The following is a 14,401-nucleotide window of genomic DNA, read 5'->3' as shown; positions in this document are numbered from 1 at the left end:
CGCTCCATCGTCTCTCGGCTCAATCTCGCAGCTCAATCTCTCAGTCATCATATCGTTTAATCGTTGCCTTTAAGGCAACAAAAAGGTCGTTTGATCGACTTTTTCTGATATAGCGAAACACGACATAGTCATCACCATGAATACGCTCTGTATCGATTCGCCAAGATAATCGCTACAAAGCAAGCAATCACGATTGAATAATAACAAGCAGGCCTCGCATGTTTGATGAGCAACAGTTAGCAAAGGCACGCGCCTTTCGTCACGATTTACATCGCCACCCAGAATTACGTTACGCCGAAGTACGCACCTCAGAAAAAGTCGCTGAACGGCTGAAGGCACTGGGTTATCAGGTGACCACGGGGCTTGCTGGGGGAACCGGGATACTGGCTGAGCTGGATACCGGGCGCCCGGGCCCTGTGATCGCTTTTCGGGCGGACATGGATGCCCTGCCCATTCTCGAAGCCAATACATTTGATCACCGTTCGACCCATGAAGGTTGCATGCACGCCTGTGGCCATGATGGCCATACCGCAACGCTGTTACTCGCGGCCGAGCGGATCATGCAAGATCAAGCACAGCTGAATGGTTACTTGAAGCTATTGTTCCAACCGGCTGAAGAAGGCGGCAATGGCGCAGAAGCCATGGTGAAAGATGGCGTGCTGGATAACCCTCGTGTGGATGCCGTATTTGGCTACCATAATCGCCCTGGATTTGAAGCCGGTATGCTATTTGCCAAAGCAGGCCCGGCCATGGGCGGCAACGACACCTTGAAAGTCACCATCAAGGGCACCTCAGGCCACTCGGCCATGCCCCATTTGGCCGTTGACCCTATTTATGTCGGCTCAGGCATTATTCAGCAGCTTCAGGGGCTGGTGTCTCGACATAAATCGCCACTGGAAGCCGGCACCATTACCGTCTCGGCTTTCCATGCCGGCGATGCGCCTAATGTCATTCCTGGTGAAGCTGAGCTTCTGGTCAATATTCGCAGCAGTACTGCCGCCTCACGAGAAGCGATGGCGGGTCACGTAGAGCAAACTGTCGCGGGTATCTGCTCGATTCATGGAGCGCAATATCAGCTTGAGTCTCTGCATGCCGTGCCTCCCGTCATCAATGACCCTGAGTGGGCAGAAACCGTGCTTGAGGCCGGTCGACGCTTTGGTGTCTCAGATCATATTGAACTGATCGATTACATGCCGACCATGGGCGCTGAGGATTTCTCTTTTTACCTCAATGAAGTACCGGGTTGCTTCTTCTTTGTCGGTAACGGCACAGAAGGCGCTTACCTGCATAACGAACATTATGACTTCAATGACGAGATTCTACCGGTCGCAGCAGGCACTTTTGTGGCGTTGGTCCGTCATCTCATGATGTCTTCTGAGCAGGCATCGTAACCACCCGACATGGCATGCCTGAAGCGTCTTTCTAAATAAGCTTTCTACAGGGCTTTTCTATAGAAACGCTCAAGGCATCGCCTTGTCTGAATTCATTCGATCATCCACATGATCATGGGAAATGACCCTCAATCAAACGATTACATAACAATAATTAAATAAAACCAAGATAACAAAACCTATAAAAGGATTGATCCCTCATGAATAGCCTCCTCTCGACGATTGAGCGTGTGGGCAATAAGCTCCCTCACCCGTTCATTCTATTTATTATTCTGTCTGGCGTGATCATCGTCGTCTCTGCATTACTGGCCTCAGCGGGTATTACTGCGGTGAACCCCAAAACAGGGGCAGAAGTCGCGGTACGCAGCCTAGTCTCAGGCCCTGGCCTGGAATTTATGCTGACCAGCGTTGTCAGCAACTTCGTTAACTTTCCGCCGCTAGGGCTCATCCTGGTGGTCATGTTCGGGATTGGCTTGGCGGACCGCATGGGCTTACTGTCTACGCTGATGCAAGTCAGTGTCGCTAAAGCACCTCCAGCCCTGCTGACTTTCTGCGTCTTTATGGCGGGGATTTGCGGCAGTATCGCTTCTGATGCCAACTATCTGATTCTGATTCCGTTGGCAGCGATGATTTACCATTCTGTCGGCCGTCACCCATTGGCTGGGGCCGCCGCAGCTTATGCCGCCGCTGGCGCAGGTTTTGATGCCAGTTTATTTATCACCGTAGGGGATGCGCTCTTCTCTGGCATCAGCACAGAAGCCGCCCGCCTGGTTGACCCTAATGCGTATGTCTCGCCGATTGATAACTACTATTTTGTTGCTTGCTCAGTATTCGTTCTGGCACTGGTCGGCACACTGGTAGTCGATAAATTTGTCGAGCCCCGCTTACAGCGCCTGCTGCCATTGACCGACTCCCCCATTGATATGCCTGCACCGCATACACTATCAGCGGATGAAAAACGCGGTCTGAAACGGGTGGGGCTGGCCACTTTACTTTATATCGGCCTAATTTTTCTGGCCGTGTTGCCCGAGGCATCACCGCTACGAAATGCCGATGGCGGCTTAATTCCTTCGCCTTTTTTGAAGTCGCTGGTGCCGCTGATGTTTATTTATTTTGTCCTGATTGGCACCACCTATGGGGTGACCTTGGGCAAAATTAAAAGCAGCCAGGATATTCCCCATAAAATGGGGGAAGCGGCGCGAGATCTCGCTCCCACACTCGTGCTGTTCTTCGCGATTGCCCAGTTTATTGCTTACTTCAAATGGTCTGAATTAGGGCAGTTTATTGCCATTGAAGGCTCTAATGTGCTGCAAAGTACTGGATTTACCGGACTGCCGCTGGTCGTAGCCTTTATTATTCTGACCGCCATCATGAATGTCTTCATGACCAGTGGCTCAGCGCAGTGGGCATTAATGGCTCCCGTGTTTGTGCCGATGCTGATGATGGTGGGTTTTGAACCCGCTTTCGTACAAGCAATGTTCAGAATCGGGGATTCCAGTACCAACATCATTTCCCCCATGAGCCCTTATTTCTCAGTTGCACTGGTGTATATGCAGCGCTATCAACCGAATCTGGGGCTGGGCTCGCTCATGGCGACGATGCTACCCCTCTCCATCGCCTTCCTAGTGGCCTGGACGGCGTTCCTGATGATCTGGCTGATGCTGGGGCTGGATATCGGCCCGGGCATTGGGATGATGGCTCAGTAACCTCGCGCATTAATGAGTCGTGATCCCTTGATGGATCGCGGCTCATTAAGCCCTCTCGACTCGTGAACGAACCACGACTTATTGGCGAATTGTCGGCATTGACGACCGATTACCCTTTACAGCAGACACGGAAGTTTGCTTTTTTTACCAGAGCAACGAGCCGAGCCGTTATTGCATCTGCAACATCAACTGCCATAGAAAATGAGCCGCCGGCGATAACCGCCGCCCAGTCCGTCGTACCAGATTTCCCACCGTGCTCGCCGCAACAGGATGATCAATGGGAATCGCTCGAATCAAACCTCGACCAATTTCATCCTGAGCCGCTTTGGGCGTCATAAAAGCGATCCCTATCCCAGCCGCCGCCATACGCCGTGCCACAGAATGCAAATTACAACGGTAAGCGGGCGTCACCAAATTACCCGCATCAGCAAAAACCGCGTTGATACAACGCTGAGACCCCGAGGCCTCGGGGAGAAAAATCAATTTATGGCAGGTCAGATCCGCTACGCTCACTTGCTCATAGTCAGCCAGTGGGTGATCCGGCGCGACCAGCGCACACAAGGGCCCGCGCACAAAAGAGCGAATAGTTAAGCGCGGGTCAGAGACAGGCCCATAAGTGATGGCGATATCCACCTCATCATCAATCACCATATGATGCGGCTCACGGGGGTAATAAATCCCGGTTTTAACCTCAATCATCACATCCGGGTGACGTACCGAGACTTTTTTCAATACCTGCGCCACAAAGGTATCGATAAACCCATCGCCTACAGAGACCACCACTTTACCCGCCTCAAGGTTATTCAAGCGCGCCAGCGTATCACGCAACTCACTGCTCAACCGCTGTTGCGCCCGAAACTGCTCAACCACCAGCTCACCGGCCTCAGTCACCTTAACCTGACGGCCATGACGCTCCAACAACGCCATACCAGCCTCGGCCTCAAGACGACGGATCTGACGACTGACCACAGAAGGGTTCACTCCCAGCTGATCAGCCGCAGCTCGAATACCCCCACACACCAACACCTCATTTAAATAGGCCGCTCTTTGATCCAGCAGGCTCATAACATCGAGTATCCTTTAATGAACAGCATTCAGATCGATGGAGCATACCCCCTCCGCCCCCTCGATGCGATCGACATCAAAGCGTTGGTCACGAAGAGGGGGTGATGTCGAACGCCAACCCCTGAACCCACAGTAGGCGCCTGCTTGAAGGCGAAAAACGGCCCCCAGCGCCCACAACTCCCACGCAACTGTAGAGCGGCCTTGGCCGCGAAAGGTATACAAGCCTCAGAGATTGAAGAGGGTTTGGTAGGAGCGGCCTTGGCCGCGAATCCAAACGCCCCGAACCACTCAAACCTCCAAGCTGCCTGTGCGGCAGTGAACTTGGTGGGGTTCGTGACGTTGACCCACTCGGCTTTCTGAGCTGCCTGCTCAACAGTATCTACAACTCCCAAGCAACTGTAGGAGCGGCCTTGGCCGCGAATCCATACGCCCCGAACCACTCAAACCTCCAAGCTGCCTATGCGGCAGTGAACTTTATCGTGGCCACGAGGCCACATTCTATTGCTTTCTAAGCTGCCTGTGCGGCAGTGAACTCGATGATTTCGGCCAGGCGTTCGTCGCCCATTTTCTAAGCTGCCTGTACGGCAGTGAACCCCATACGTCTGCCACTGAATGTTCGCTACCATTTCTAAGCTGCCTGTGCGGCAGTGAACATATGCTGGTTCAGATCCGAACGACTGACAACTTTCTAAGCTGCCTGTGCGGCAGTGAACCGCATCCTTGATGCTAAACATTATGCCGTTATTTTCTAAGCTGCCTGTGCGGCAGTGAACAGCTGAAGCCCAGTATTGAGCTGAAGCAAGACTTTCTAAGCTGCCTGTGCGGCAGTGAACTGTTGCGCGGATTTGCAGAAGTGATGCTCAGCTTTCTAAGCTGCCTGTGCGGCAGTGAACATAGGGCGTGCTGTAATTTCAGATGTTGCGCTTTCTAAGCTGCCTGTGCGGCAGTGAACCCAAGAAAGCGCTGGAGATTAATGAGCGCGCTTTTCTAAGCTGCCTGTGCGGCAGTGAACGCGAATATCTAATCCCTAACCCCGCCCATCGTTTTCTAAGCTGCCTGTGCGGCAGTGAACTTGGCGGCTATATCGGTGCCCAGATCGGCACATTTCTAAGCTGCCTGTGCGGCAGTGAACAGCGTAGTAGCTGTCCTGCATCGCCCGCAGCTTTTCTAAGCTGCCTGTGCGGCAGTGAACTTCATCAGCTTGCCGATGATCCCGCTGAAACCTTTCTAAGCTGCCTGTGCGGCAGTGAACCGGTTTTGAGTGAAATATTTAAGACGGCCCATTTTCTAAGCTGCCTGTGCGGCAGTGAACTAGAGGTTATCACGGTTAAGTCGTTGTTTGTTAAAGAGCGATGATGAATTCGGTGGAGTTGACCCTTTTTTAAGGCCGCGTTGTAACACCTTGATTTTATTGGCCCACCCTGGGGTGGGCCAGAAAAGGGTTAGAACCAAGGCACGGTGGCGTGTTGGCTTAACCCATAGTGGTTAAAAGGGCCGCTTTGAGCGGTTTTTTGAGGTTTGCCATGGGCGATCAAGAGGTTAAAGCGCTGGCCCGTAGAACGGCTGTTGAGGGTGACGAAAGGCAGTGTCAGCCGCCGTGTGGCCAGTTGTGCGTAGAGGGCCTCTGCTTCGGATTCACTGATGCCGTGACGCTTGGCATAACGTTTCACCCGGCTGGGGCCACCTAAGTTGGGTTGTTTGCGCATCACTTGGATGTGGCGCGTTTCAGCCGGTACGGTGAGCGGTGCGCTCAGTTGCACGTGATCTCGCATGCCCGTTAGCCATGGCGTCTCCATGAGTTGCGCTAGCCGGGCAGCGGTGCTGTGCAAGCGAAGCCGGTTGCCGAGGGTGCGAGCTTGAACGCCGTGGCGATGCTCCGGGAAGCTGATGCCAATGTCTTGAGCGTGTAGCTCAAACAAGGTGCGATGCAGTTTGTTAAACAGCGCGCTCATCAGCATGTGGGGCGCAAAGTCAGGGTCTGGTCGCAGTTGTATGTCGAGATAGCTGTCCATACTTTACCCCGCATCACCGAAGACACCACCGCGAATCAAGGTGGCCATCACAAAATGCTGTTGCGCGATTTCAGGCACTTTGTCTTTCAGTAGCCATTGATCCAACAAATTGTAGAAATCTTGTTTGGCCTTGGGCTGACGGTAGGCTTTACCTTGGGTGGTGACTGAGCCATAGGGTTCAACCGCAATCGGGCCTAGGTCTTCGCCCTCATCATGGGGATACCAAGTGTCGATGGTGCGCAGGGCATTGCCCAATTTCTGGGAGTGCATCGCGGCTTGGTTTTCGTCGCCTATGGCGTAGAGGGTTTTGCTTTTGCTGCCGCGAGAGCGATCCAAGATCAGCTCTTGGGAAGGGAAGATCTCCTGACCGGTGCCCATTCGAGCAAAGGCAATCACATCCAGCAGCAGGTAACGCTCACCGGCTAAAGCCTGAGCGATGGCATCCCCTAGGGCGCGGGTGCTGTCGTTGCCTTCAAAATCACGTAATGAATGCTCATGCGCATTGAAGGTCCAAGATGCTTCGGCTTCACCCGCTTGCTGACTATTCACAATCACTTCAACCTGTTCAGCCCCAACCCGGTTACGCCATAAAAAACGCCCATTGGCGAGGTTGCAGGCGTAGCGATGGGCCAGTTCGCCAAAGCCATGGGTATTGACGTAAGTGGCGACGGTATCGGTCAGTTTCTGTTGATAGTCCGCATGGTTACAGGCTGAAGGCGTGCCCGCTCCCGCCAACACGCGCACGCTAAAGCGTATGGCCAGGGTGTCGGCATCGTGCGGTAAGGTAGCAACATCAACGGTTTGCAGGTTGGGGTTTTCAATCGCCGCATCCAGTTTCGCGGGGTCTTGATCTTTGGCTTTCAAGCGATTGGAGATAGTGCCGCGCACGGATTTCTCGCGCACGATCACCGGCTGCCATTGATCCTGCTGCTGGCGCGCCTCCCACTGGCAGGCATATAACAAGGCATCGGATGGGTCGAGCTTACGTTCAAACGCTAAGACAGAAGCCGTTTTAAGAGTATCGTTTTTAGCCATGACATAATCCCTTGGATGGTTAATCGTGTTCGATAAATTCGGCGTAATCGTTTTGCAGGCGGTATAGGCCTTGGTCGAGATCATTCTCAACAAACCACATCAACCTTTCGGGTTGGGCAATGCGGTGAGGGCTGATCCACTCGCCCATCGAGTAGAGGCTTTCGACAAACTGAAAGGGCACTTGCGCGTCTCGCGCCTGGGCCACTTCGCCCGGCTCATAACAGGGTGAAATCGCGCCATACCCCACCGGAATCGGCACCAGCCAGCCCGGATAAGGGCGCCGCAACGTCCAATGCACCTGTCGGGTGACTTGCTCGCGAGACGCGTCATGGGTTTCTGTGATTTGGCATTCATGATTCATGCGAGAAAGGTCTAGCCAAGCTTCCAGCGCGGTCGCTTGCTCATCCTCGGCTTGCAGGGTCTGAGTATGCTCTTTCAGTAGGTCATCCCGCAGCACTAGGGCAAAACCGGGTAACAGTTGGCGCCGCAGTGAACGCCACTGACGCTGCCGTATTTCGCTGTCATCACTGAAGTTAATCAAGCGGGGACGAGCGCGATGTGAGCCAGATAACGATGGCATCACACTACCACCGGCGATGCGCATGCCATGCACCTGTTCAAAGATCTGATCAGCAATGGCCTGGCGGCGTTCAAAGCTGCTCAGATCGTCCCCTTCGGAGGAGACTTCAAGTAATAAGGTCACGTCCAAGTGGGCGCGCCCTTCTTCGACAATGGCGGCCGTATCGCCACTTTTGGTCACAGGGTTGCGGGTCAAGTGAAAGGTATGCGCGACCATGCCATCCGCCACTTGAGGTTCTAAGCGGTGGCAGACCACGGCGATGCTGTCAAAGTGAATCTGAATCGATTCCGGTAGACCGCGCTCCAGCGCATGCTGAAAGCCAACAAAGGCACTCATGGCGGGAAAGCCCCAAGTCATCGGGCTGGAGATGGCATTGGCGTTTTGAATCCGTAACCGGGGTAACACCAGCAGGTGATGTAGTTGATCGTTAGGGTTCATGATAAGGCTCCTGCTTGATCGCCATTCACATCTCCACTATTCACATCTCCACCATTCGCATCACCCGCCTTCATATCACCCGCATCCGTATCCTCATCTTCCGCATCCAAAGCGGTTTGTAGTTCATCTAGTTGATGACGGAAGTCCCTTAGCGTTTCATCAATCTGCTGCTTCCAATGGCGATGCTCGACATCCCCCATGCGCAATCCACTGCGATAAGTGAGCTGACGGTTGAGCCAGTGAGCCGCACGATCACTGATCGCGCTCGACCAATCCGACTGTCGGCGGGCCTGGGCAAAGGCGTCATCCTCATGAATACGCCCAGGGTCTAACCAATATTGCTCATCATCGGCCAGTTCGCAGTCCTCATCGGCGCTCCACCCCGGTGCCAGGCTGTGCATATCCAGGGTAAAGACCATCAGCTCATCAATCAGCATGGCGGTGAGATCATCCCGTAGATCACGGGTATGCATATTCTTCACGGGGTCAGCTTCAAGAAAGGCTTTCAACTCTTGAACCAAACGCCCCACCCCCGGGCGACGCTGAAAAGCGCCCAAAGCATTGCGCCTGGGCGGATAAATCTCGCGTGATTGCCAATGAGGCGGCAATGAGGCTAACAAGTAGTTTTGCCCGCCGCGCTCGCTATTAAGCTGAGAAATATTTTGTGGTTTGGTACCGCCCAGTTTTTGCACCGCCAAATCAGGGTAGCGGATATAGCCGCCCTCATACTCGCGGCGATCTCGCAAGGCATGACGCGCCGCTTTGTTGTCATCCCCATAAAACCAGCGGTTCGGGCTGACATGCTCGTAAAAGCGATGGGTCAATGCGGTTGAATATAACGGCGCCAGCAAACGGTAGTCTTGATCATGACGAGGGTTATCGCCCACCAACCAATAGACTTGTTTGGCGCGCGTATGAGAGGTGGGCGCGCCTTTGGGCTCAACAATCGCCGCAAAGGCTTCGACCCATTGGGTGGCTTCAGCAGGATCAGGGCTTAACGCCGCCAACAAATCCGCATCTCGTTGAAGGGCTAACGCCAACAGGGAGCGCTCGCCCCATGACAGCTTCAGGAATTTATAGACATCCAGCGCCGCCGCATTACCGACCACATCACCTTCAAAAGCGTCGGGTAAACAGTGGCTCCCCACCAGAGGAATAGTCGGAAGCTGCTGAGGCGTGACATACACGTTGGTTCCTTTAGCGTCAGGATGAATCGCCTTTAAGGAATGTGTAACCACCTGCAACTGGCTCACTCGGCGAGCCGCATCAGCCAACCACGCTTGAGGCTCAAACTGCGCTTGCAGTTTTAAATAAGCCTCCGAACCTGGTTCGAGTTTTTCTGTTTTGGTTTCAAAGCGATCACGAATAAAGTGCTCAATCAATGAGCGCAGAGAACCATACGATTGAGTATCAGACATAAACGATCTGCCCTTTTGGACACTAATTCAATACATGCTATAGTGCCCCAAGCTAAGGCTTGGGGCTGGATGCGCGATGTTCAGTCTCTTCTAACGGGATGATAACCAACCATCCACGACCTCCTTGCTCTTACTCAAGCAGATTAAAAGTACTTAGCTATTTGCTCACACAAAGAGCGGCCACTCTTTGTGTGAGCCCCCACTCATTGAGCTCTCATTCATAATGATAGACCAAACCCAAAAAGTCAACCTATCAATTGATTCTTTAAATTTCGAAAAAGATGTTATCTTTATATGTACAGCCGTATAGGCTGCTCAGCAATATCAATTGATGCTTTAGAGCACCATCAGCTGCCGCACAGGCAGTTCAGCCGGCCGTCTAAAGGCCGGCTTTTTATTCCCGCCGCACAAATCCTAACGCCGGGTGGAAGCACCAGCCATTAGGGGCATAATCCCGAGTCAGACGGACGCGACCAAAGCGTTTTGCACATTGTGCAAGCGAGAGCTCCATAGCATCGGCTTGTGCCGCGAGCGCTGTGAGATAATCCGGCTCGTTCCAGGGCTTTATCCGAGGGTGCGTGATGACGTGATCCGATAACCGCGTGACTTCGTGCTCAACCGGGGTGAAGTGCTCGCCATCATCAGCCCGATCAACGCGACAAAAGACGTAGTCGGTTTCATCCTCGTCCGGCAGCAGCACCCACTCATCTTGTTGGGTCGGGTCCCAACGGAAGGGGGCGTGTTGTATCGCCATAGCGCTCAGGCTCATCGAAACAGGGCGAAAGAACAGATAAGCCCCTAGCGGCACGATCGGCATTGTACTTCGACGTTTACGTCGTGACGGTTGCTGCGCAGGCGACGCCTCTTCCACCATCAGCGCCTGGAGTCGGGCATGCTCTAAATCGACCAGCTGGGTCGTTGGGTTTAGCGGCTCATTCGGTAAGAGCCGTGGCCGTGCATCAATGGCGGCCAGAGTGTCATCAGGAAGCAATTGGCTTAACCGATGAGTGTTAAGCGGCCAACCGTCGCTTTCAAAACCAGGGCGACTGAACGCCGGTGTTTTGCGTTGCAAGTGGCGAACGTTGGTGTCTAACAGGGCGATATTGGGCGAGCTGACAGGCGTGAGCCGATGACGCCGAATACGGCCTGCCAGTTGCACAATCGAGCGCATCGAGGAAGGTTCTACAATCGCCCAATCATAGTCATGATCACGCCCGACTTCCGTCACCGGCGAGCCCAGCACGATAAACACATGATGCTCAGCAGGCCCGTTCAGCCGCTCACGAATCTCTGGCAACGCGAAAACCGCCTCAGGATCACGCCGGTCCAACACCTGATCAAGCTGGGCTTCCAACCGTGACCGCAAGATCAATGGCAATTGCGAGTGATACACACATAAATGAAGCTGCCAGCCCTGTGGGATCTCGCTTTGATAAAGGGCCTTTGCGAGCCTCACCAAAGGCTCAATATTGGCCATCCGAATCAAGCCAAAACTCACGGACTTTTGTGTGCCGGGATCTTGGCTATGATGAGCCTGGTGCAATTGGAACATTTCGGGCAACAGCGTCTCGACCAAGGCCGAACAAACGGCTTCAGGTTTAGGCGACGCCGATGTCAGCGGGACGCAATAGCCTTGACGTAAAACCGGTTGCTCCGCCAGATGTCTGATGCGCTGCAGGACAAAGGCTTGATGCGCGATATCGAATTGGGCGCCGTCGACACAGGCTTTGTGAGTACAGCCGTACTCATCAAACCAGGCACAAATGGGCTCAACCGGTGCCCCTGGCAGGCCTCGATGCTGCTGATACTCAGCCCGCCCGGCTCGATAAGCATCAAACAAGCCCCGCACCAGCGCAGGCGGTAACGTGGCCGATGAGAGTATGACGCGTGAACCTAAAAGGGCCGCCCAATACACCAAACGGGTAAGCGCCGATAAATCTTCAAGAGCAAAATCATCAGGTTCATCTAAGATCAGATCGCTGCTCATCAAACGCAGCATTGGCGCTATCTGATGCCCCCCTCTCAGACTTTCGGTCGCGGGCATCAAGTGATCAATGGTGGAGATCAGAACAGGGGCTGTGATCAAAGCACGGGCTTGCGGATTCACCAACATTCGGCTTAATACCGGATGAGCTTCTAACTGACCATCAAAGTGCACGTGGCTTTGCTCATCCAATAATTCACCACGAGATTCTGAGCCTCCAAAATCACTCAATCTCGCAGCCATTTGCGGTTTTTTTAATGATGGCTGGGCACGAGACCATTGCTGATGCTCAAATAAGGCGCGTACCGCGCTACCGCCCACACGAATGGCCAGATCATCACTCTCGAGCCCTAAGCGTTCGCGATACACCTGCCCGGTTTGTAATGTCAAAGTCCGCAGCCCCAGCGCGATCGAAAAACGCGCCCCCTGCTCAGGATCATTCAAGGCATAGGCAATGCGACCATTGGCGATGGTTTTGCCACATCCGGTCGAGGCCATGTTGATGCCAAAAAAGCCTTGGGCGCGGCTTTTTTCACGCAGCCCCGTCGCCAGATCAAAGGCTTTATCCTGCCAGCGAAAACGAGCAATTTTACTGCGTGCTTTAAACCCCTTGTGCCGAGCAATGCGGGGGAGCGCCATGAGGATATCAGGCAAACGATGCACAATTTCCCCAGCGCCACGTGTCACGCCGACGAGATGCTCATCCAAGGGCTGATTCATCTGTCGGCGCCCCTGGATATAAGCAGTATTGGCAAACAAGGTGTTTGACCACTTCCCTGTTAACCGACCCGATGTGGTTAGGCTGGAGTAATGATGATCCGCCAACATCAGCGATAAACGCGCCAGGTGCATCACATAGGGCATGCCCAAAGGGGGCTGAGCACACTTCAGCGACTGTAACTGACGGGCCAACCGTGCAGCGCGCACCCGCCAAGGCTGACTGCTCATGGGTAATCCTTTAGAGAAAGACCAGTAAGGCTTAATCTCATCCGGGGTATGGGGATCAAGACGTTCATTCCAAGCCGCCTTTATCGCCTCAGGCAGAGAAGGCACGCTGGCGCCATTGAGAATCGCCCTAGCTCCCACCCTTTTCTGCTGACGCCCATCATCGGTGTAAACAGGCAATGCGGGTAAGCGGTGGTGACTAACCACCAACCAACCAATAGCAGCAGCCAAGGGCGGGAGCCGCTTAAAGGGTTGAGTATTGATGCCGGGATCTTGGCCATCACATTGCAGGCGAGCCAGCCAGCCGAGCCCCTCATTAAGCGCCGCCTCCGTATCATCGTCGTCCCGCTGTAGCCGTGTGAGCCAACCGTCATCATCATCGTCTCCGACAAAGGCTTCCAGTATGCGCAGGGAAGTCCACTCATGGCGATACAGATTACGGCCTTCAAGCTGGCCGGTCAGACGCCTCTGGAAAGCATCAGACGCTTTACCCACATCGTGAAATAACGCCGCCATAGAGGCCAGCAGATGAATCAATTGACCACTGTGCCAATCATTTTCATCCTGGCGGCGCAATATATCCCGGCCACTATCGACTAATAGGCGGCAACGCTGAAGAGAATAGAAATTTGTTGGCTTGGAGTGCAGAATGGTTTTTAAATCAGAGGGGGAGAACTCATCCATGCCGTCACATTCCCTGTCAGGCTATTTGAAATATCGTCTTCCTAAAAAGTAACATTTACATACTTTTACTCATTCGCCAAGTCGAAGAAAGCCAAGCGATATGATCCATCGAACTTGCAGGCAAGAGAATCTGGGTAAAAAGCATAAAAAAAAGCCAACCCGAAGGTTGGCTTTTTGATCAGACAGTTGTGCACTCGACCAGCGTTATGATGGCCTAGGAGTATTAAATGCCTGCCATTGCGGGTGTGGAGAAGGAAATTGGGGCTTTCTGGGCTTCACCTTCGAAGGTGACGAGTTCCCAGGCATCCGGTTGTTCCAACAGCACACGCAGCAGCTGGTTATTCAGTGCATGACCTGATTTGTGAGCTTTAAATTCACCAATCAGGCTTTTGCCGAGTAAGTAAAGATCGCCAATGGCATCCAGTACTTTGTGTTTGACGAATTCATCGTCATAACGCAAGCCATCTTCGTTGAGGATGTTGTAATCATCCACAACAATGGCATTTTCCAAGCTGCCGCCTAAAGCGAGATTACGCTCACGCAGGTATTCCATGTCACGCATGAAACCGAAGGTGCGAGCACGGCTGACTTCACGCACGAATGAGGTCGTTGAAAAGTCCACTACCGCTTTTTGCTTTTGCTGGCGGAAAACGGGGTGGTCGAAATCGATGCTGAAGGTCACACGGAAGCCGTTGTAAGGTTCAAAACTGGCTAGTTTGCCGTCTTCTTCGATCGCAACCCGCTTTTTAATACGGATAAACTGTTTGGGCGCTTCCTGTTCGGCAATCCCGGCGGATTGAATCAGGAAGACAAAAGGCCCTGCACTACCATCCATGATGGGAACTTCTGGGGCACTGACTTCAATATACAAATTATCCACGCCCAGGCCAGCCAATGCAGAAAGCAAATGCTCGACAGTGCTGATGTGGATATCCCCTTGCCCCAGGGTTGTGTTCATGGTGGTTTCCGAGACATTCAATGCATGGGCGGGAATGTCTACTGCCGGTTCAAGGTCAACACGACGGAAAATAATGCCTGTGTTGATGGGAGCCGGGCGCAGCGTCAAATATACCTTTTCGCCTGAATGCAACCCTACGCCGGTTGCACGAATGGTGTTCTTGAGCGTTCGCTGTCTGATCATCG

The 14,401-nt window shown here is 53.3% G+C and carries 9 protein-coding genes and 1 CRISPR repeat array; of the genes, 2 read left to right on the top strand and 7 right to left on the bottom strand.

All coding sequences use genetic code 11. The features are described from left to right. Positions 1–218 precede the first annotated feature (218 nt). Together BFW38_RS03290 and BFW38_RS03285 are read left to right on the top strand one after the other, a co-directional pair. The gene (locus BFW38_RS03290) at positions 219–1,391 is read left to right on the top strand and encodes a M20 metallopeptidase family protein (protein WP_068997108.1); all 1,173 of its coding nucleotides are present in this window, start codon (positions 219–221) and stop codon (positions 1,389–1,391) included. Between the two features lie 200 nt (positions 1,392–1,591). Next, a complete protein-coding gene (locus BFW38_RS03285) occupies positions 1,592–3,097 on the top strand; it encodes an AbgT family transporter (protein WP_068997107.1) in 1,506 nt (501 codons plus the stop codon). 168 nt (positions 3,098–3,265) lie between these two features. Here BFW38_RS03285 and BFW38_RS03280 read toward each other — a convergent pair whose 3' ends face one another. The 7 genes from BFW38_RS03280 to lpxC all read right to left on the bottom strand — a co-directional run bounded on the left by BFW38_RS03280 (position 3,266) and on the right by lpxC (position 14,399). Then, positions 3,266–4,162, bottom strand: coding sequence for a LysR family transcriptional regulator (locus BFW38_RS03280; protein WP_068997106.1), 897 nt, complete (start codon positions 4,160–4,162; stop codon positions 3,266–3,268). 445 nt (positions 4,163–4,607) lie between these two features. Next, positions 4,608–5,474: a CRISPR direct-repeat array (repeat unit 28 nt; unit sequence TTTCTAAGCTGCCTGTGCGGCAGTGAAC). Between the two features lie 130 nt (positions 5,475–5,604). Continuing rightward, positions 5,605–6,174: a type I-F CRISPR-associated endoribonuclease Cas6/Csy4 gene (gene cas6f, locus BFW38_RS03270; protein WP_068997104.1), complete on the bottom strand. Its 570-nt coding sequence runs from the start codon at positions 6,172–6,174 to the stop codon at positions 5,605–5,607. Positions 6,175–6,177: 3 nt separating this feature from the next. Continuing rightward, positions 6,178–7,209: a type I-F CRISPR-associated protein Csy3 gene (csy3, locus tag BFW38_RS03265; protein WP_068997103.1), complete on the bottom strand. Its 1,032-nt coding sequence runs from the start codon at positions 7,207–7,209 to the stop codon at positions 6,178–6,180. A 19-nt stretch (positions 7,210–7,228) separates the two neighbouring features. Further along, a complete protein-coding gene (gene csy2, locus BFW38_RS03260) occupies positions 7,229–8,227 on the bottom strand; it encodes a type I-F CRISPR-associated protein Csy2 (RefSeq protein WP_068997102.1) in 999 nt (332 codons plus the stop codon). Beyond that, positions 8,224–9,645 (bottom strand): type I-F CRISPR-associated protein Csy1, encoded by a 1,422-nt coding sequence (csy1, locus tag BFW38_RS03255; RefSeq protein WP_068997101.1) that lies wholly within the window; start codon positions 9,643–9,645, stop codon positions 8,224–8,226. Before csy1 ends, csy2 begins: the two co-directional genes overlap by 4 nt. 394 nt (positions 9,646–10,039) lie before the next feature. Beyond that, on the bottom strand, positions 10,040–13,258 hold the full coding sequence (gene cas3f / locus BFW38_RS03250) for a type I-F CRISPR-associated helicase Cas3f (RefSeq protein WP_068997100.1): 3,219 nt from the start codon (positions 13,256–13,258) through the stop codon (positions 10,040–10,042). Positions 13,259–13,481: 223 nt separating this feature from the next. Further along, complete coding sequence (lpxC, locus tag BFW38_RS03245; protein ID WP_069000170.1) at positions 13,482–14,399, bottom strand: UDP-3-O-acyl-N-acetylglucosamine deacetylase; 918 nt, start codon at positions 14,397–14,399, stop codon at positions 13,482–13,484. Between the last annotated feature and the right edge of the window lie 2 nt (positions 14,400–14,401).

The sequence above is a fragment of the Terasakiispira papahanaumokuakeensis genome (genome assembly GCF_001709345.1).
Taxonomy (GTDB): Bacteria; Pseudomonadota; Gammaproteobacteria; order Pseudomonadales; family Halomonadaceae; genus Terasakiispira; species Terasakiispira papahanaumokuakeensis.
Note: the sequence above shows the minus strand (reverse complement) of the source record. Positions and strands in the feature narration are given on the sequence as shown.